Origin of the sequence: Halobacillus sp. BBL2006 (assembly GCF_000786645.1) — a bacterium.
In the GTDB taxonomy this organism is placed as follows: Bacteria; Bacillota; Bacilli; order Bacillales; family Halobacillaceae; genus Halobacillus.
In genome coordinates this window covers 1-1,524 of the sequence record NZ_JRNX01000053.1, presented here as the reverse complement: position 1 = coordinate 1,524, position 1,524 = coordinate 1, and the positions used below count along the sequence as shown (strand labels likewise).

Annotated in this window: 1 protein-coding gene and 1 pseudogene; one reads left to right on the top strand and one right to left on the bottom strand. The window is 40.9% G+C overall.

All coding sequences use genetic code 11. The features are described 5' to 3' along the window. Positions 1 to 699, bottom strand: a pseudogene (locus LD39_RS02095) (anthranilate synthase component I); the annotation flags it as partial. 345 nt (positions 700 to 1,044) lie between these two features. On the opposite strand from LD39_RS02095, the gene LD39_RS02090 reads away from it, so the two are divergent. After that, the coding region (locus LD39_RS02090) for a sigma-70 family RNA polymerase sigma factor (protein WP_035542382.1) at positions 1,045 to 1,524 on the top strand (480 nt) is incomplete at its 3' end.

Below are 1,524 nucleotides of genomic sequence, written 5' to 3'. Positions count from 1 at the left end.
TTTCTCTACGTCCTCTTTGAATTGGTTATGCTCGTAATTGCTCTCAAGCTCAAGATCATTTTCATCAGGAACATCTTCACTCAGCATCAAATCGGTCAATCCTTGCTGATTCATCAACCGATTCTGGACAGCTTTTATGCGCGCTTTGGCGGCATCAAACGTCTCTTCTTGTGAAGGGTGTTCATCGAGTCTGGCAAAGGACAGAATTGTCGTCTCTTTTGTCCTATGATGATAAGCAATCAGCGTCTGGCAGAATAATAGATGATAGTTCGATAGATTCAAGTCATCTGTTTTCGCTGCTGGCACTGGCTCATAATCAGAAATGGCATCGTAGCTTATATAACCGACGCCCCCACCAGTAAATGGAAGAGCAATATCCGGAATTTTCACATCAAGCTGATCAACGACTTGGTTAAATGCCTCTTTGAAAGAGCCGGCCGTTTGCTGTTTCTTTTTATGGAAATCCATTACAGTGAAAGAAGAATCTTCTTCTTTGATTTCCACCATTGGATCTAATCCGATAAAAGAATAATTGGACCAAGGCGATTCCGGGTCCTGGCTTTCGAGCATATATACCGCTTCATCTTTCAAAGCGTGAAACATGTGAATCGGTGTTAGTGTATCCGTGTAAAACGATTGAATAATCGGAATGGTTCGATGCGTAGAAGCATCTTGTTTAAATGATTCGTACGTGGTCATGGGCTCACCTCTCCATAGTGTGGTATGGAGAATGAGACGTTGAGGGAATATAGTGGAGGATGAAAATCTTTGGCAAGGCAATCCTACGGCTCCTTCGTCCGATGATCCCTTTGCTCACTCTGCTCAACTCATCCCGTACCTCAACTCTACTATTCTCATTCTCATCTCTGCTTATCTCATCTAAATACTTTTTAACAGTCTATAAAATTCAGACAATAATGTCAACCAGTTCACAATATTCTATTCGATCCATGGGAATGTGGATATGATAAAAATAATAAAATTAATTTGAACGGAATTCTGGAACCATACGTCATATAGGTAGGTCGGAAAAGAGGATTGATTATGGACTCAACTATCAAACGTGCGAAACAAGGGGACCAAAAAGCTTTAGCCAGCCTGCTAAAAGAGAACTATAGCTTTCTTGTTAAGTATGTCTGGAAATTGAGCGGTGATGAACAAACAGCTTACGATATCACCCAGGAGACCCTCGTTAAAGCAATTCAAAAGATTCATCAATATAGAGGAAAATCAAGTTTTTCAACATGGCTGATTCAGATCGCCACCCATACGTACTTGGATGCAAAAAGAAAGCAAAAGCGAATGCAGGCGTTTGAAAAAAAGGAAAAAGATCGAATGAAACAGGAAAGTCTGACTGTTTCGCTTCCTGACGAGTGGTATGACGTACAGGAAGCGCTTTGGAAATTAGAAGACCAGCACCGCATCCCCATCTTATTGAAACATTACTATGGATATGATTATGAAGAGATTGCACGAATGACAAAAGTGAAACAAGGAACGTTGAAGTCGCGTGTCCATTATGGA